14 protein-coding genes are annotated in these 17,283 nt (G+C 65.4%); 11 read left to right on the plus strand and 3 right to left on the minus strand.

Annotated elements, in window-relative coordinates; all coding sequences use genetic code 11:
• Nucleotides 1-10 precede the first annotated feature (10 nt).
• From AC1Q6Z_RS07935 to AC1Q6Z_RS07945, 3 genes are all read left to right on the plus strand, one after another.
• Nucleotides 11-646 carry an HAD family hydrolase gene (locus tag AC1Q6Z_RS07935; protein ID WP_492647345.1) on the plus strand — a complete coding sequence of 212 codons (636 nt, stop codon included), beginning with the start codon at nt 11-13 and terminating at the stop codon, nt 644-646.
• 96 nt (nt 647-742) lie between these two features.
• The gene (locus AC1Q6Z_RS07940) at nt 743-2,347 is read left to right on the plus strand and encodes a GMC family oxidoreductase (RefSeq protein ID WP_492647346.1); all 1,605 of its coding nucleotides are present in this window, start codon (nt 743-745) and stop codon (nt 2,345-2,347) included.
• Between the two features lie 39 nt (nt 2,348-2,386).
• Nucleotides 2,387-3,070 carry a GntR family transcriptional regulator gene (locus tag AC1Q6Z_RS07945; RefSeq protein ID WP_492647347.1) on the plus strand — a complete coding sequence of 228 codons (684 nt, stop codon included), beginning with the start codon at nt 2,387-2,389 and terminating at the stop codon, nt 3,068-3,070.
• A gap of 3 nt (nt 3,071-3,073) precedes the next feature.
• Here the strand turns inward: AC1Q6Z_RS07945 and AC1Q6Z_RS07950 are convergent, their stop codons facing one another.
• On the minus strand, nt 3,074-4,606 hold the full coding sequence (locus AC1Q6Z_RS07950) for an aldehyde dehydrogenase (protein ID WP_492647348.1): 1,533 nt from the start codon (nt 4,604-4,606) through the stop codon (nt 3,074-3,076).
• Nucleotides 4,607-4,672: 66 nt separating this feature from the next.
• On the opposite strand from AC1Q6Z_RS07950, the gene AC1Q6Z_RS07955 reads away from it, so the two are divergent.
• The 5 genes from AC1Q6Z_RS07955 to AC1Q6Z_RS07975 all read left to right on the plus strand — a co-directional run bounded on the left by AC1Q6Z_RS07955 (nt 4,673) and on the right by AC1Q6Z_RS07975 (nt 10,393).
• Nucleotides 4,673-5,536, plus strand: a complete 864-nt coding sequence (locus tag AC1Q6Z_RS07955) for a transketolase (RefSeq protein ID WP_492647349.1) — start codon at nt 4,673-4,675, stop codon at nt 5,534-5,536.
• Between the two features lies 1 nt (nt 5,537).
• Nucleotides 5,538-6,527: a transketolase family protein gene (locus AC1Q6Z_RS07960; RefSeq protein WP_435264921.1), complete on the plus strand. Its 990-nt coding sequence runs from the start codon at nt 5,538-5,540 to the stop codon at nt 6,525-6,527.
• Between the two features lie 80 nt (nt 6,528-6,607).
• On the plus strand, nt 6,608-7,849 hold the full coding sequence (locus tag AC1Q6Z_RS07965; protein ID WP_492647350.1) for a sugar ABC transporter substrate-binding protein: 1,242 nt from the start codon (nt 6,608-6,610) through the stop codon (nt 7,847-7,849).
• 62 nt (nt 7,850-7,911) lie between these two features.
• Nucleotides 7,912-9,405, plus strand: coding sequence for a sugar ABC transporter ATP-binding protein (locus AC1Q6Z_RS07970; protein ID WP_492647351.1), 1,494 nt, complete (start codon nt 7,912-7,914; stop codon nt 9,403-9,405).
• Nucleotides 9,395-10,393 carry an ABC transporter permease gene (locus tag AC1Q6Z_RS07975; RefSeq protein ID WP_492647352.1) on the plus strand — a complete coding sequence of 333 codons (999 nt, stop codon included), beginning with the start codon at nt 9,395-9,397 and terminating at the stop codon, nt 10,391-10,393. Before AC1Q6Z_RS07970 ends, AC1Q6Z_RS07975 begins: the two co-directional genes overlap by 11 nt.
• A 53-nt stretch (nt 10,394-10,446) precedes the next feature.
• On the opposite strand, the gene AC1Q6Z_RS07980 is transcribed toward AC1Q6Z_RS07975, so the two are convergent.
• Nucleotides 10,447-11,229 carry a shikimate dehydrogenase family protein gene (locus tag AC1Q6Z_RS07980; RefSeq protein WP_492647353.1) on the minus strand — a complete coding sequence of 261 codons (783 nt, stop codon included), beginning with the start codon at nt 11,227-11,229 and terminating at the stop codon, nt 10,447-10,449.
• Nucleotides 11,230-11,315: 86 nt separating this feature from the next.
• On the opposite strand from AC1Q6Z_RS07980, the gene AC1Q6Z_RS07985 reads away from it, so the two are divergent.
• The 3 genes from AC1Q6Z_RS07985 to AC1Q6Z_RS07995 are packed head-to-tail and all read left to right on the plus strand — an operon-like array spanning nt 11,316 to nt 14,150.
• On the plus strand, nt 11,316-12,452 hold the full coding sequence (locus AC1Q6Z_RS07985; protein ID WP_492647354.1) for a glycerol dehydrogenase: 1,137 nt from the start codon (nt 11,316-11,318) through the stop codon (nt 12,450-12,452).
• Nucleotide 12,453: 1 nt separating this feature from the next.
• Nucleotides 12,454-13,164, plus strand: coding sequence for an SDR family NAD(P)-dependent oxidoreductase (locus AC1Q6Z_RS07990; protein WP_492647355.1), 711 nt, complete (start codon nt 12,454-12,456; stop codon nt 13,162-13,164).
• Between the two features lie 11 nt (nt 13,165-13,175).
• Nucleotides 13,176-14,150 (plus strand): alcohol dehydrogenase catalytic domain-containing protein, encoded by a 975-nt coding sequence (locus AC1Q6Z_RS07995; RefSeq protein ID WP_492647356.1) that lies wholly within the window; start codon nt 13,176-13,178, stop codon nt 14,148-14,150.
• 4 nt (nt 14,151-14,154) lie between these two features.
• Here AC1Q6Z_RS07995 and AC1Q6Z_RS08000 read toward each other — a convergent pair whose 3' ends face one another.
• Nucleotides 14,155-17,283: an efflux RND transporter permease subunit gene (locus tag AC1Q6Z_RS08000; RefSeq protein ID WP_492647357.1), complete on the minus strand. Its 3,129-nt coding sequence runs from the start codon at nt 17,281-17,283 to the stop codon at nt 14,155-14,157.

Here is a 17,283-nt window from a genome sequence, read left to right on the forward strand (position 1 = left end):
AAGCGACAACATGATTAGAGCAGTCTTGTGGGACATGGACGGCACCCTCGTGGATAGCGAGGACATCGCGGTCGAGGCGCTGGCATGCGCCATGCAGGAGGCCGGCCTGCCGCCGCCCGCGGACCTCAAGGCGCGGGTCGTCGGACGCTCGGCCGACGAGATCTACGCGATCATCGCCCGGGACTTCGGCTTGCAGGCCGATCCGCTGGAATGGGAGTGCCGCAAGCACCACCACTATTTTCGCGCAGCGGAAAGACTGAGGGGCTACGACGACGCCGTGGCGACCTGGCACCGCCTCGCGGCGGCCGGCATCCGGCAGGCTATCGTCTCCAACAGCGACCGCGCCATCGTCGACGTGAACCTCCGGGCCGCCGGCCTGGTCCGCCCCGGGCTCGTCACCGTCGCGCGCAACGATGTCCTGCTCGGCAAGCCCCACCCGGAAGGTTACTTCCGGGCCGCCTACCTGCTCGGCGTCGAACCGCACGAATGCCTGATCGTCGAGGACAGCGGCAGCGGCGCGGATGCAGCCCTTGCCGCCGGCATCGAGACAGTCTTCGTGCCGCACAGCCACAGTGCACCGCCGGAGAGTGTGCGGTGGCTCTCCTCCATGGCCGAACTCGAAGATCGCGTGCTGGGCGCGCGATGACCGCGACAGCAGACGGGCCGTGCCAAGACACATTGACGATCCTGCCCGAGATCAATAGATATATCATATATTATCATGAAATCCCGGGAGGAAGCGATGGCGGATTATATTGTTGTGGGCGGCGGTTCGGCGGGCAGCGCGCTGGCCGGCCGGCTGGCGCTCGGCGATGCGGGAAAGGTGCTGGTGATCGAGGCAGGCCCCCGCGACAGCAATCCGTTGATCCACATTCCGGCGGGCTTCGTGAAGCTGCTCGATTCGGATCTTCTCTATCACTACAAGACCGAAGCGCAGCCAGCGCTGAACGGCCGCGCGCCCGTGATGCCGCAGGGCGCGGTGCTCGGCGGCGGGGGTTCGGTCAATGCCGCCATCTACATTCGCGGCCAGCGCCGCGACTATGACGACTGGGCGCGCCTCGGCGCCGATGGCTGGGCCTATAGCGACGTGCTCCCTTATTTCCGCCGGGCGGAAGACAATGACCGGCTGTCCGACGCCTATCACGGCATCGGTGGCCCGCTCGGCGTCTCAGACCTCCGCCAGGTGACCGACCTGACGCGCGCCTTCGTGCGCGCCGCCCAGGAAGCCGGCATTCCCTACACGCCGGATTTCAACGGCACGCGCCAGCGCGGCGTCGGCTTCAACCAGACCACCACCCGCAACGGCCGCCGGTGCAGTGCCGCCGTCGGCTACATGCGCCCGGCCATGAAAACCGGCAACCTCGAAATCCGCACCGGCTGCCTCGTCACCCGCATCCTCTTCGAGGGTGACCGCGCCCGCGGCGTCGAATATGTCCGAAACGGCAAGGTCGAGACGGCCCTGGCCGACAAGGAGGTCATCCTCTCCGGCGGCGCGGTTCAGACGCCGAAGCTGCTGATGCTCTCAGGCATCGGCCCCGAAGCGGAACTGAACCGGCACGGCATCGCCGTCAAACACCGGTTGGAAGGCGTCGGCCAGAACCTTCAGGATCACCTCGAATTCCCCGCCATCCGCTTCTGCACCGGCCGTTACGGTTATTACGGCGAGGACAGTTTTTTCCGCTCCGTGAAAAACGGGCTGCAATACCTGCTCTTCAAGTCGGGACCGGTCATGTCGAATGTCACGGAGGCCTGCGCCTTCATGAATGTCGACGACATGGACGCCGAGCCGAACATCCAGATGCATTTCGTGCCGATCGTCTTCATGGACAGCGACCAGGAGCAGGTCAAACGCGCGGGCGCCACCGTGAACCCCTGCGTGCTCAGGCCGGAGAGCCGCGGCGAAATCCGGCTGAAATCCACCGATCCGGCCGCCCATCCGATCGTCGACCCGCGTTACCTGACGGCGCCGGAGGACATGCGGCTTTCCGTCAAGGCGCTGAAGCTCGCCCGCAGCATTCTGGCGCAGCCCTCCTTCGCCGATTTCGTGGAGGATGGCGAGGCCTATCCCGGTAAGGCGGTGGACGACGATGCGGCGCTCGGCGCCTATATCCGCTCCAAGGGCAAGACGGTCTATCATCCGGTCGGCACCTGCCGGATGGGGCGCGACGCGATGTCGGTCGTCGATCCGGAGCTTCGCGTGCACGGCCTGCGCAATCTGCGCGTTGTGGACAACTCCGTCATGCCGACACTGATTTCGGGCAATACCAACGCAACCGCGATAATGATCGGAGAGAAAGCTTCGGATATCATCCGCGGCCTGGCGCCGCTTGCGCCATCGAACGCTTGATGCGTAAGTGCCAGGATAGGAAACGCCACGGGTCCCCGCATGAGCCAGCTGCCGAAAATCAACAAGGGAAATCTCTCCGAGCAGGTCTACGGCACCATTCGCGCATCCCTGATGGACGGCCGCTACGAGCCCGGTGAGCGGCTGACGATCGCCAGCCTCGCCGACCAGCTCGGCGTCTCCATCACGCCGGTGCGCGAGGCGATCTTCCGCCTCGTCACCGAGCGGGCGCTGGAGATGCGGGCCGCAACCTCCATCCAGGTCCGCAGCCTCACGGCTTCCGAACTGCGCGAAATCCAGCTGATCCGCCATCATCTGGAGGGCGAAGCGGCGGCTCAGGCGGCCATCAAGATATCGGCAAAGGACTTGGCAGTCCTTGAGGCGCTACACGCCGATTTTGCCAAGACCGCCGCCACCGATCCGCTCGAAGCCTCTCATATCAACCGCGAATTTCACTTCAAGCTGGCGGAAGCGGCGGAAATGCCGATGCTCTATTCGACCATCGAAGGCATGTGGGCGCAGATGGGACCGCTCATCCATCTCTACCACCTGCACACCCCTCCCCGCGTGCTCGTCAGCGGCAAACATGGCCATTACGACGTGCTGCGCGCACTGGCGGCCCGCGACCCAGAAAGCGCGCGCCGCGCCATCCAGGCCGATATCGGCGTGGGCGTCGTGATGGTCGACTGGCTTGAGGCGAAAGGGGCGGCCGAAGCCGCCCCGTGAGTGTCAAAGCTCGATCCACGTCGTCTTGAGTTCCGTGTATTTGTCGAGCGCGTGCAGAGACTTGTCGCGTCCGTTGCCGGATTGTTTGAACCCGCCGAAGGGAACGGTCGCGTCACCGTGGTCGTAGCAGTTCACCCAGACCGTGCCGGCCCTGAGCTTGCGGGCGATCTTGTGCGCGCGTGACAGGTCGCGCGTCCAGACGGCAGCCGCAAGACCGTAGGACGTGTCGTTGGCGACGCGAACGGCCTCCTCGTCGTCCTCGACCGTGATCGTTGACAGCACGGGACCGAAGATTTCCTCCTGCGCGATGGTCATGTCATTGCGCACATCGGCAAAAATCGTCGGGTTGATGTAATAGCCGTCCGGCGTATCGCCCGGCCGGTCGCCGCCGAGAACCAGCCGCGCACCCTCCGCCTTGCCCTTGGCGATATAGCTCTCCACTCGGTCGCGATGGCCGCTTTCCACAAGGGCACCAAGCTTCGTAGCGGGGTCAAGCGGGTCGCCCGGCCGGATCGACTTCGCCGTCTCGACGACGATGTCGAGGAACTGCTCCTGAATGCGCTTGGAGAGGATCAGCCGCGACGGCGCCACGCAGACCTCGCCCTGGTTGAAGCAGATCGCCGTTGCCGCCCGTTCCGCCGCGACGCGCAATTCCGGCACGTCGTCGAGAATGATGTTCGGCGACTTGCCGCCGCATTCGAGGAAGACGCGTTTCATGTTCGACTGGCCGGCATATTGCAGGAATAGCTTTCCGACTTCGCCCGAGCCGGTGAACGCCAGGCAATCGACGTCCATATGCAGCCCGAGCGCCTTGCCGGCCGTCGGGCCGAAGCCGGGCACGACGTTGAAGACGCCATCGGGAATGCCGGCTTCGGCGGCAAGTTCCGCGAGGCGGATCGCCGTCAGCGGCGATTGTTCGGCCGGCTTCAGCACGACGGAATTGCCCATGGCGAGCGCCGGCGCAAATTTCCACGTCGCCATCAGCATCGGGAAATTCCACGGCACGACCGCACCGACGACGCCGATCGGCTCGCGGGTGATCATGGCGAGCTGGCCGGGACCGGTGGGCGCGATCTCGTCATAGAGCTTGTCGGGGCACTCGGCATACCATTGCAGCGTATCGAGCACGACGTTCACGTCGATGTTGCGGCTTTCGGACACCGGCTTGCCCATGTCGAGCGTTTCCAGCACGGCAAGCTCGTCCATGTGCTTTTCGAACAGTGCGGCAAAACGCTGGAGCACCTTCTTGCGCTCCTTCGGCGACCGGTCGCGCCAGTCCCCCGCCTCGAACGTCCGGCGCGCCGCCTTGACCGCACGATCGACATCCTCCGCATCGCCCGACGCGACACGCGCGATCGCCTTGCCGTCGCGCGGCGAAATGTCGTCGAACGTCTCGCCGGAGGCCGCGTCGACGAAGCGGCCGTCGATGAAGGCCTGGCCCTTGATGGCGATCCGGCTGCGGATCGCGGCCACATCCGCCTGTGTCAGTGCAAGATTCACGTCATCTCCTCCATTTTTGTCAGTGACATATATCATATATCATGTTATCTCGCCCCATCGCAAGGAGTTGTTGCCGGGATCGGCACAGGAAGGGAGGAGCGTGTGACGCAGCCAGTGAGAAACGATTACCGACCCACGGAGGCCGAGATCGCGCGGCTCAGGGACCGCGCGCAGTTCGTGCGCCTGGAGACCATCCGGCTCATCGAGATCGCCAAGGTGGGCCACTACACCTCGGTGTTTTCCGCCGCCGAAATCTTCGCCGCGCTCTACTATGACGTGATGTCGCTCTCGGCAGACCCGAAATGGCCCGACCGCGACCGCTTCGTGATGGGCAAGGGCCATGCGGCCGTCGGCCTGTTCCCGATCCTCGCCGAACTCGGCTACATCCCGACCGAGGTGCTGAACGGCTATACCCGTCTCGGCAACCCGCTCGGCGACCATCCCGACATGCGCAAGGTTCCGGGCGTCGATTTCTCGTCCGGCTCGATCGGCCATGCGCTGTCCAACGGCCTCGGCATGGCGCTGGGCGGCCGCATGCAGGGCCGCGACTTCACCACCTTCGTCATGCTCGGCGACGGTGAAATGCAGGAAGGCCAGGTCTGGGAGGCCGCCATCGGCGCGGCCCACCACAAGCTCAACCGGCTCGTCGCGATCATCGACCGCAACGGCTACCAGCTCGACGGCGCGGTGGACGATGTGATGGGCATCGAGCCGATCGACGAGAAATGGCGGGCCTTCGGTTGGGAGGTGCACGTCGTCGACGGCCACGACATCGCCGAACTCACCGCGCTGCTGCGCCGGGTCAAGGCCGATGCGTCGCGCGAAAAACCCTGCTGCATCATCGCGCGCACGCTGAAGGGCAAAGGCGTCTCCTACATGGAAACCGAGCCCGGCTGGCATCTCGGTTATCTCGACCCCGTCGACGCGGAAGCCGCGCGCCAAGAAATTCTGTCCAAGGTGATCTGAGATGACCCAAGCCAATCTGCGACCGACCTCGCCGAATTCCTGGCACTACCGGGAACTGAACATGAAGAATCCCGGCCTCGACCACCTGTCGAACGGCCTGATCACGCTCACCGAGGCTGGCCACCCGATCGTCGCGGGCTCCGCCGACCTGCAATATTCCAACGGCCTCAACCGCTTCGCCGCGCGCTATCCGGATCGCTATGTCAGCTTCGGCATTTCCGAGCAGAACATGGTGTCGGCCGCCGCCGGCCTCGCCACCACGGGCATGATGCCCTACGTCGCGACCTTCGCCTCGTTCCTCGGCCTTTTGACCTGCGAACAGATCCGCATGGACGTCGCTTATTGCGCCCTGCCGGTGCGCCTGATCGGCCACCACACCGGCATCGCCATGGGCTTCTACGGCACCTCGCACCATGCGACGGAAGACATCGGCACCATGCGCTCGATCGCCGACCTGACGATCGTCTCACCGGCGGACGGCCCGCAGCTCGAAGCGGCGATCCGCGCCTCGGTCGACCATGACCGGCCGATCTATTTCCGCACCGGTCGTGGGCGCGAGCCGGAGCTCTATAACAGCAAGGCCGATTTCGTCTTCGGCAAGGCTGTAGAGCATGCGCAGGGCGAGGAAGTGACCATCATTGCCTGCGGCCTGCCGGTCCATCCATCGGTGCAGGTCGCGAAGAAACTCGCCGCCGAAGGCCGCAGCGTCGGCGTCATCGACATGGCGACGGTCAAGCCGATCGACCGCGACGCGATCCTCGCCGCCGCCGCGCGCTCCAAGGTCATCCTGACCATCGAGGAGCACAACATCCTCGGCGGCCTCGGCTCCGCCGTGGCCGAAGTGCTGGCGGAGGAAGGCGGCCCCGCGAGGCTGGTGCGCCACGGTATCCGCGACGAATACGCGCTGATCGCCCCGCCGACACATCTCTACGCCCATTACCGGCTCGACCAGGCCGGCATCGAATCCGTCGTCCGCGACATCATCGGCTGACGGCCCGCGCCGGGAGGGCGCGTTATTCCGCTCCGGGTTTCCGGAGCGGACGATCCAACTTCAACTGAGGGAGAGAGACCATGACGTTCTTGAAATCGGCATCGCTGATGCTGTGCACGGCCGCACTGGCCATCATGACCAGCACCGCCAATGCCGCCGAAAAACACGAAATCTACAAGCTGCTGCCGAATTCCGCCCTTTCCGGCGTCATCGATCCGGAAATGGCCGACCGTTCGGACGTCGCCAAGGCGCTGCCGACGACCCCGCGCGATGCGAGCAAGAAGCTGGTGATCGGCTGGACCGAAATCACGCTCGGCAATCCCTGGTTCGTCAGCGTCATCGACACGGCGAAGGCCAAGGCTGCCGAATACGGCTATGAGCTCGACGTGCAGGTCGCCGATGGCGATCCGGCGAAGACGTCGGCGCAGATCGACGCCTTCATCGCCAAGAAGGTCGATGTCATCGTGCTCGACCCGACCGACCTAGCGGCGGCCGCGGCCGATGCACAACGCGCCGTCGATGCCGGCATTCCGGTGATTGCGCTCGGCACCGTGCCGGATGACAGCCCGATCGTCACGACCGTGCTCTTTAACCCCTACGGCAACGGTTTCGAGGCAGGGCGCTTCGTCGCGCAGCACTATGGCGCCGACAAGCCGATCACCGCGGCCGCGATCCTCGGCACCGTCGGCAATTCGACGTCGGAAAGCCGCGTCAACGGCATGATCACCGGCATCATCTACGAGCGTTCCCAGCAGCTCGGCCTCAACCTTTCCAAGGAAGACGCCATGCTCGCCGGCTTCAACAAGTTCCAGGAACTGAAGACCGGCGGCGCCTTCGACTATCCGGAGGTTAAATTCAGCGTCGTCTCGATGGGCGTCGGCTTCTGGACGGAGGAAGGCGGCCTCGATGCGGCGGAAGACATCCTGACGGCACATTCCTCTAAGCTCGACATCATCCTCGCCGAAAACGACTTCATGGGCATGGGCGCGCTGCGCGCACTGGAAAACCAGGACCTCAAGGGCAAGATCCAGGTGGCGAACGCCGCGGACGGCTTCCGCACCGCGCTCGATCTCGTCAAGTCGGGCGACATGCTGGTGACCGGCCTTTGCTCCGGCTCGCACACCGGCGAAGGCGTCATCACCCTGATCAACCAGATCTTCGACAAGGGTTTTGATGCCAACAACCTTCCGCTCGGCTCCTACTACCCCTCGCAGATCGTGACCAAGGAGAATGCCGACCAGTTCATCGATCCGGACACGGCGAACCCGTTCTTCCGCTACACGGTCCCGGCCTTCAAGACGATCGGCGAACTCAAGAGCTGATCGGCACCGGGGATGATGCGGCGGACCTTGCGGGGTCCGCCGCGATGAAAGGGAGGCAGGACATGGATCGCCTGGACATGCGGCAGATCTCGAAGGAATTCGGCGGTATCGCCGCGCTCAGCGGCGCAGGATTTTCGGCACGCGCGGGCGAAGTGCATGCCCTGATGGGCGAAAACGGCGCCGGCAAATCGACCCTGATGAAGATCCTGGCCGGCGCCTATAGCCACGACGGCGGCGAGATCCGCATCGGCGGCGAACCCGTCAGCATAACGAACCCGCAGGACGCGATCCGCAACGGCGTCTCGATCATCTACCAGGAATTTTCGCTCGCAAGCGACCTCACGGTTGCCGAAAACATCCTGATCGAGACGCTGGGACACGGCATGTTCGTCAACCGGCGGGCCATGCATGCCCGCGCCGCCGAGCTGCTCGCCCGCATGGGTTTCGACGATATCGATCCCGGCGAGATTGCCGGCGGGCTCACCATCGCGCGCCAGCAGGTGGTGGAAATCTGCAAGGCGCTGTCGCGCGACTGCTCCATCCTCGTGCTCGACGAACCGACGGCCGTGCTGACCACGCACGAGACGGAAAAGCTCTTCGACCTGGTGCGGCGGCTGCGCGACCAGGGCGTCTGCATCGTCTACATCTCGCACCGTCTCGACGAGATCTTCAGCCTCTGCGACCGGGTAACCGTGCTCAAGGACGGCGCGACCGTCGGGACCTGGGAAACCGGCACGCTCGACCACACGACACTGGTCAACCTGATGATCGGCCGCGAGCTGAAGGACTTTTTTCCCGAACGGCAGATCACCCCCGGTCCAGTGGCGCTAGAGGTGGATGCGCTTGCAGCCGGCGGACTGGTCTCCGACATCAGCTTCACGGTTCGCCGCGGCGAAGTGCTGGGCATCGGCGGCCTTGTCGGCGCCGGGCGGACCGAAGTGCTTCGTGCGATTTTTGGCGCGGATCCCATCTCCGCCGGCGAAATCCGCATTGATGGGCGCCCTCGCACCATCCGCTCGCCCGGTGACGCCGTGCGGGCGGGCATCGGGCTCGTGCCGGAGGATCGCAAGCAGCAGGGCTGCCTGCTCGACTTGCCCATCCTCAACAACGCTATGCTGACGCCGGTCAATCCGCATCTCGGCCTTTGGGGCCTCATTCGCGACGCGCGCGAGCGGGGCGACACCGAGGCCCTGCGCAGCCGGCTGAACCTGAAGGCCGCGAGCATAGACGCCGAGGCCGGCACGCTGTCCGGCGGCAACCAGCAGAAGGTCGCGATCATGAAGTGGCTTGTCTCGGGCTGCGAGATCCTGCTGCTCGACGAGCCCACGCGCGGCGTCGATGTCGGCGCGAAAGTCGAGATCTACCGCGTCATCAACGAGCTGGCGGCCAATGGTGCCGCCATCGTCATGGTCTCCTCGGAAATGCTCGAGCTGATCGGCATGTGCGATCGGGTGATCGTCATGCGCGCCGGCCGCCTTGCCGGTGAACTCGCCGGCGAACAGCTCACCGAGGAAGGCATCATCGAACTGGCAATGGGGCGCAAGCATGTCCACTAATCCGAAGGCTCCTGGCCTCGTTTCCCTTCTCGTCACCTACAATATCTACATCATGCTCGCCGCCCTTGTGGTGATCTCCACGCTGCTGTCGGAACACTTCCTGACGCTGCAGAACCTCTTCAACCTGCTGCGGCAACTGGCGCCCCTGGCCCTCGTCTCGATCGGCATGCTGCTCGTCATCCTCACCGGCGGCATCGACCTTTCGGTCGGTTCCATCGCGGCGATCGGCGGCATGGGCGTGGCGATGGCAATGCCAGCGCTGCCCTTCGATGGTGTCACGGCCCTGCTGATATGTGTCTTCGGCGGTGTTCTTTTCGGCGCGCTGCTCGGCGCCATCAACGGCGCGCTCGTGGCGGGCTTCGGCATGGCGTCCTTCGTCGCGACGCTCGCCATGATGACCATGGCACGCGGCCTCGCCTACATGCTGTCGAACGGCCAGCCGGTGCGCTTTCCGCGCGACTTGCCGACCGCGCAGATCCTGACCGGCTTTGGCAGCAAGGGCCTGCCCGGCATCGGCCTGCCCTGGCCGGTGCTCGCCGTGCTCGTTGTCATCGCGCTCTTTGTCTTCCTGCTGCGGCGCACAAACTGGGGGCGACTGACCGTCGCCACCGGCAGCAACGAGAATGCCGTCCGCCTCGCAGGCTTGCCCGTCTGGCGCTACAAGTTCCTCGCCTTCACGCTGAGCGGCGCGCTCTCCGCCCTCGCCGGCATCTTCGTCACCGCCCGCACCGCCGTGGGCACGCCGGTCACCGGCATCGGCCTAGAGCTCGACGCGATCGCCGCCTGCGTCATCGGCGGCGCGTTGCTGTCCGGCGGCCGGGGCACGGTGACGAACACGATGATCGGCGTGCTGATACTCGGCCTGATCGGCAACATCATGAACCTGATGAGCGTGCCGGCCTATCCGCAGCAGATCATCAAGGGCGTCATCATCATCCTCGCCGTGCTGATGCAGGGCATCGGCGCCCGGGCAAAACGCCGCGTGTGAACCTCCCGCACGCGAAACTGGCCCGCATCACGAAGCGCGATGCGGGCCTTCTTTCATTTCAGGAAATCGACGAGCAGGCGCACCTGCTGCTCGATCATGTGGATACCCTTGTGAACGACACAGCCCCGCGCCTCTGCCGCGGCAAGAAGCGGCGTCACGTCCGGCTGCATCACCACCTCGCCGACGACCGTGCCCACGTCGAGCCGGTCCACATCGACGGGCAGCGCATCGCCCGCATGCATGCCGAGCGCGGTGCCGTTGATGACGATGTCGAAGCCGCGGGGATCGGGCGGGCCGGTCTCGACGCGGGCGTTTTCAAAGAGGCCACGCAGCTGGCCCGCCAGGGTTTCAGCCTTTTCAGGCGACCGGTTGGCGATCGTCAGGCCGGCCACGCCGGCGCCGAGCAGCGCATGCGCCACACCGCTCGCCGCACCGCCGGCGCCGACGAGCAACACGCGCTTGCCGGCGGGATCGTGCCCACGGTGGAGAAGGCCGGCAACAAAACCCTCGCCGTCGAACATGCCGCCGGTGAGGCTGCCGTCCTTCTCCCGGCGAACGATGTTGCAGGCGCCGACAAGGGCTGCCGCACCGACGAGACGGTCGCACAGCGCGGCAACTGGCCCCTTGTGCGGAATGGTGATCACCATGCCGGCGAGGTTTTCGATCGCCCGCAGACTGTCGACGGTGGCGGGCAGCCGTTCCGGCACGACGTCGAGCGGCACCATGACGATGTCTTCCCGCTGCCGTTCACATTCGGCGTTGAACAGCGGCGGCGTGCGCACATGGCGGCAGGGATGGGCGAGCAGGGGGACGAAGCGGGTATGCCCGGTAATCATGGGAGAATCCTCGAAAACGACAAGAAGGCGCTTGCGCGCTCGACTACATAATATATGATATATGAAATATCCATAGAGACGCCAGCATGAATTCCCCTTTGACCATTTTCGACGCCGATCTCAAGGTTTTCGGAGCGCCCGGACGCTATGTCCAGGGACGCGGCATCCTCCACCGCATCGGCGACTTCGCGGCCCAGATCGGCCGAAGCGCGGTACTTCTGGCGGATATGCACATCCTGCCCCTCGTCGAACAGACGATCCGCCGTTCCTGTGAGCAGCGGGGCGTTTCCCTGATGGTGCTGCCCTTCGAGGGGCGGCTTGGCCCCGAAACCGGCCACGACCTCGCAGCCAGGCTCGGCGATGCGGCGCCGGCAATCGTGCTGGCGGCTGGCGGCGGGCGAGCGATCGATGCTGGCAAGGCGCTTGCCGATACACGGGGGCTGCGGCTGATCACCATTCCCACAGTCGCTTCCAACGACGCGCCGACGAGCAAGAACTATGTGCTCTATGACGAGGACGACGTGCTGCTGGAGGTCCGGCATCTTGCCCGTAACCCGGACTTCGTGGTCGTCGACACGGTGCTGCTGGCCGGCGCGCCGAAAGCGATGTTCGCGGCCGGGCTGGGCGACGCGCTCTCCAAGAAGGCCGAAGCGCTCGCCTGCGCCGCCAGCAGCGGCCTCACCATGTTCCGCGCCCGGCCGACGCGGCTTGCCGGCACGATCGCGACGGCCTGCTACGACACGCTGATGACGCATGGCCGGGCGGCCTACAACGCTGCCGGCACGGGCGAGCCAACCGAGGCCTTCGAGGCCGCGGTCGAGGGGATGATCCTGATGGCCGGCCTTGGCTTCGAAAGCGGCGGCCTGTCCGTGCCCCATGCGTTGACGCGCGGTCTGCCGCTGCTGCCGGGCGTCAACGCCAAGCCGCACGGCCTGCAGGTCGCCTATGGTCTCGTCGTGCACCACCGGCTGATGGGCGAGGCCATGCCCGACGCACTCGTGGAGCTTTACCGCCATGCAGGGCTACCGCTTTGCCTCGCGGACCTGACCACCGCGCAGATCGGTCGAACGCAGCTCACGGCCGTGGCGGAGGCGTCGATCGCCGTGCCGCACATGCTCAATTTCCCGAAAACGCTGACCGTCGCCGATCTGGTCGACGCGATGCTCACCATCGAGGCGGAGGCCGCCATGCGCCCCGCCATCGCCAATCGAAGAGGAAGATGAAATGCCCCAGAATGACCGGGAAACGCCCCTCGCCGTCGTCACCGGAGGCGGCACCGGCATCGGCCGCGCCGTCGCGGAACTCCTGACCGCAAACGGCTACGCGGTGGTCGCCCTGGGTCTCGACCGCGACGATGACTTGCCCGCCGACATCGCGTTCCACACCGTCGATATTACCGACACGGCGGCAAGCATCGCCACCCTGCCGGCAGGGCGGCCGGTCGCGGCGTTGGTCAATTGCGCCGGCATGCTGCGCCACCAGCAGGAATGGGAAACCGAGGCCTTCGAACAGGTCATGCGCGTCAACCTGACCGCCGGCTTTGCACTCGCCAATGCGCTCGTCGAAAGGCTCGAAGCCGCCAGTGGCGCCATCGTCAATGTCGCGTCGATGTGGGCGATCTTCGGTTCGCCGGGCGCCCCCGCCTATACGGCGAGCAAGGCCGCGGTCGCCGCCGTCACGCGCTCGCAGGCAGTGGCCTGGGCAGGCCGCGGCATCCGCGTGAATTCCATCGCACCAGGCTGGGTCGAGACGAAGATCTCCGAAAAAGCCCGCACCGACGCCGCGCGCGCCGAGCGTATCAATGCCCGCATCCCCATGGGGCGCTGGGCGAAACCTGCCGAAGTCGCTTCCGTCGTTCGCTTCCTGCTGTCGCAGGATGCCGCCTACATCACCGGCGCGATGATCCCCGTCGACGGCGGCTATTCGGTCTGCTGAGGAGACTGCACATGAAAGCCTGGGTTCACGACAAGACCGGTGATCCGGAAGTCCTGCAACTGCGCGACCGACCGAAGCCGGAGCCGGGTCCGGGCGAATTGCTCGTCCGCAACCGCGCCATCGGCCTCAACCCCGTCGACTGGAAATTCATCCTCTGGGGCCACGACGCCTGGGACTGGCCGCATATTCCCGGTGTCGACGGCGCCGGCGAGGTCGAGGCAGTGGGCGACGGCGTGCACCATATCGCCGCGGGAACGCGCGTCACCTATCACAACGACCTCCTGAAGCCCGGCTCCTTCGCGGAATACACCGTCATCCCGGCACGCGCCGCCATCCCGCTACCGGCCGCCCTGCCCTTTGCCGCCGCTGCGGCGATCCCCTGCCCCGGCCTTACCGCCCGGCAAGCCATCGACAAGGTCGCGCTCTGGCCTGACGCCCATGTGCTGGTGACCGGCGCCTCCGGTGCGGTGGGCGGTGCGCTGCTTCAGCTTGCCCGCGCGCGCGGCTGGGTCGTGCACGCCGTCGGCTCCGCATCCCAATCGGACCGCCTGCTTCGCCTCGGCGCTGCAACCGTTACCGATTATCGCCACGACGGCTGGAAGGAGGACTGGGCAAAGCGCGCGAGGTATCAGCCGCTCAACGCCATATTCGACATGGTGAGTGGCGCCCATGCGGCAAGCCTGGCTCCCCTGCTGACGGCAAACGGCCATCTCGTCTGCATCCAGGATCGGCAGGAAACCGCGCCGCTGCCCGCCTTCTCGACGACCATCTCGCTGCACGAAGTCGGCCTCAACGCCATGCACGCCCACGCCTCCGATCGTCAGTGGGGACGGCTTGTCGCCGCCGGCACCGAGATCGCGCAGCACATCTCGGAGGGGCTCTTCGATCCGCAGCTCATCGAGGTTGCCGGTTTCGATGAGCTGCCTCAAGCACTGTCACGCCTCAAGACCGGCCCGAACCCCGGCAACCGCGTCGTCGTCCTGTAGCGCCTTACGCCCCCTGCTCCTCGCGTCGCTCCTTCGGCCCCTTCGGAAACCATCCGGCGATGCGTGCGCCAAGCGGGTCGAGGAAGGTCAGGACGACCGGCACGAAGACGAGCGTCAGCAGCGTCGAAGAAATCAGGCCGCCGATGACGGCGTGGGCCATCGGCGCACGCTGCTCGCCGCCTTCTCCAAGTCCGATCGCCATCGGCAGCATTCCGAAGATCATCGCCAACGTCGTCATGACGATGGGGCGAAGGCGCACCGCGCCCGCATCGGCCAGACTGTCCTGAAGACTCTTGCCGGCCTGCCGTCCCTGGTTGGAATAGTCGACGAGCAGGATGGCGTTCTTGGTGACGAGGCCCATCAGCATGATGAAACCGATGATCGAGAACATGTTGAGCGTCGAGCCGGTGACGAGCAGCCCGATCAGCACGCCGATCAGCGAGAGCGGCAGCGTCATCATGATGGCGATGGGCTGGATGAACGAGCCGAATTGCGAGGCCAGGATGATGTAGATGAAGATGACGGCGAGCGCGAGCGACTGGAGCGCGTAACCGAAGCTCTCTTCAAGGTTTTCGGCGTCGCCGCCGAAGCTGATGCGGTAGCCGGCCGGGATCTGCATCTTGGCGATCGCCGCGTTGAGGTCGGCCGTCACGTCGCCGAGCGCGCGGCCCTCGATATTGCTCTCGATGCGGATCTCGCGCGAAAGGTCTTTTCGCGTGATGGCGTCCGGCGCCGTGCTCTCGATGACGTCCGCCACCTGGTCGAGCAGCACGGTGATCGGCTTGCCGTCGTCGTCCGTGCGGCCGGTGGCGATCGTGAGGTCGCGAAGCTGCGCCGCGTCACGCCGGCCCGTTGCCGGCAGGCGCACCATGACGTCGTAGGATTCGCCGTCCGGCGCGTTCCAGACGGAGATGGCGTCGCCGGCCACAAGCGGGCGCAGCGTGTCGCCGATGGTGGCGATCGACACGTCTAGGTCGGCCGCGGCTTCCGACCGGATCCGCACGGCAAGCGTCGGGCGCTTGTTCTCGATCGAGGATTCGACTTCCGTGGCACCGGGGATTGCGGAAAGCGCCGTGGTGATCTCGGTGGAAATCCGGCGCAGTTCCTCCTCGCCATCACCGAGGACGGAGAGTTGCAGCGGCTTTTCCGAGGAGCCCGTGCCGGAATTCTGGCCGATCGAGATTTCGAGGCCGGCGATCGAGGCCAGCCGCTTGCGGATCGGTTCTATGCTTTCGGCGGTCGTCACCGTGCGCTCGTCGCTCGGCTTGAGCTGTACCGCGACCGACGCTTCGTTGAAGCCGCGCGCACCGCCGGAATTCACGGTGGAGTAGATCGTCTCGACGTAATCGAATTCGCGCAGTGCCCGCTCGACCTGGCTGACCTTCGCCGCCATATAATCCAGCGAAGCGCCCTCGGTCGCCTTCAGCGCAATGGAGACCTCGCCCTGGTCGGCCGGCGGCAGAAATTCCGCGCCGATGCGCGGCACGAGCATCAGGCTTGCGACGAACATCGCAACCACGACGAAGACCGTGCTCTTGCGAAAGCGGAACGTCCAGTGGATCAGCCGGCGGTAGCGGTCCGCAAGGCGCTCGAACCAGCGGTCGAAACGGGCGATCAGCCGCCCGAGCGGCCCGCGCTTGGCGTTCTGTTCCGATTGCGGATCATACCAGACGCTCGACAGCATCGGATCGAGCGTGAAGGAAATGAACAGCGAGATCAGCACGGCGACGGCGACCGTAACCCCGAATTGCAGGAAGAACCGGCCGATCAGGCCGCCCATGAAGGCGACCGGCAGGAACACCGCGACGATCGACAGCGTCGTAGCGAGAACGGCAAGGCCGATCTCGTTCGTGCCGTCGAGCGCCGCATCCACATGGTTCTTGCCCATATGCAGGTGGCGGGTGATGTTCTCGCGCACGACGATCGCGTCGTCGATCAGGATGCCGATCGAGAGCGATAGCGCCATCAGGGTCATGGTGTTGAGCGTGAAGCCGAGCGCATAGATGACGGCAAAGGTGCCGATCACCGAGATCGGCAGCGTCAGCCCGGTGATGACCGTCGAGCGCCAGGAATTCAGGAACAGGAACACAATGACGACGGTGAGCACGCCGCCCTCGATCAGCGTGCGCTGCACCTCCTGCACCTGCGCGGCGATCGGGCGGGAATTGTCGCGCGTCACCTTCAGCTCGACCCCTTCCGGGGCGAGCTCGACATTGAGCGCGGCGATCTCCTTGCGCAGTTCCGACGCCACTTCCACGGTGTTGGCGCCCTGGACCTTGACGATATCGAGCCCGAGCGACGGCGCGCCCTGATAGGTCGCCCGGCTCGTCACTTCGGCGCCGACATCGAGCACGGTCGCCACATCGGAGAGATAGACCGGATATCCGCCGCTCTGCGCCACGATGATGCCGTTGAAGCCGGCAACGTCGGGAATGCGGCCCTCGACGGTGACGATGCGCTGATTGATGCCGGAAATCAGCGTGCCGGCGGCGCGGTCCTGGTTCTCCTTGCGGATGGCGTCCATCACCGATGTGACGGCGATGCCATAGGCTTCCAGCCGATCCGGATCGACCATCACCAGCACCTGCCGCTCGCTGCCGCCGACCAGCGAGATCTGGCCGACGCCGGCAATCACGCTCAGCCGGTTGGTGATGACGCGGTTGGCGAGCGTGGTGATTTCCGAAAGCGAGCGTTTCGACGAGGAGGCCGCGATCGACAGGATCGGCGCGTCATCCGGATTGAAGCGGGTGACCTGCGGCGTGTCCACGGCATCCGGAAAACCTGCCTCCAGCCGCGCCACGCGGTCACGGACCTCCTGGGCGGCAACCTGCGAATCCACATCGAGCTCGAACTGCACGACGACGACCGAGCGGCCCTCATAGGATTCGGAGATGATCGTGTCGATGCCGCCGATGGTGTTCAGCGCGGATTCGATCGGCCGCGACACCTCGCTTTCGACCGTCGAGGGCGAGGCGCCCGTATAGGTCGCCGTGACGACGACGATCGGCAGGTCAGTTTCGGGGAACTGGTCGACGCCGAGGCGCGAATAGGAAAACAGCCCGATCACCAGGATCGTCACCATCATCATCGTCGCGAAGACGGGATATTTGACGCTGATACGCGTGAGGAACAT

The organism is Shinella sp. GW835-FHT14H05, assembly GCF_058793575.1.